Source organism: Paraburkholderia sp. Ac-20342 (assembly GCF_017104985.1).
Lineage (GTDB): Bacteria > Pseudomonadota > Gammaproteobacteria > Burkholderiales > Burkholderiaceae > Paraburkholderia.
In genome coordinates this window covers 1-251 of record NZ_JAAGPQ010000242.1, presented here as the reverse complement: position 1 = coordinate 251, position 251 = coordinate 1, and the positions used below count along the sequence as shown (strand labels likewise).

Here is a 251-nt window from a genome sequence, read left to right as displayed (position 1 = left end):
ATATCAGTCACTACCTGATGCATAGGTACAACTGGATACGGCCGCATCAGTTCAATGACGGACTGGCGCCGGCTGTCGCGGAAGAAAAACTTAACGCAGTGTCCGGAATCAGTTGACCACTACACTGCTCGGAGGCTGAACTTTGCGCTACATCCAGGGAGATTGCCTGAGGTACCGCTTTCCCTGGCATACCCCCAGCCTCCGGTCGATCGGTCATCGCCTTCGTAATGAGCGGCTTTATCGCTTCAATC

Annotated in this window: 1 protein-coding gene; it reads right to left on the bottom strand. The window is 54.2% G+C overall.

The genetic code is table 11. The features are described from left to right. Window positions 1-46 precede the first annotated feature (46 nt). A partial coding sequence (locus G3N58_RS33930) for a hypothetical protein (protein WP_206001382.1) occupies window positions 47-251 on the bottom strand: 205 nt, incomplete at its 5' end.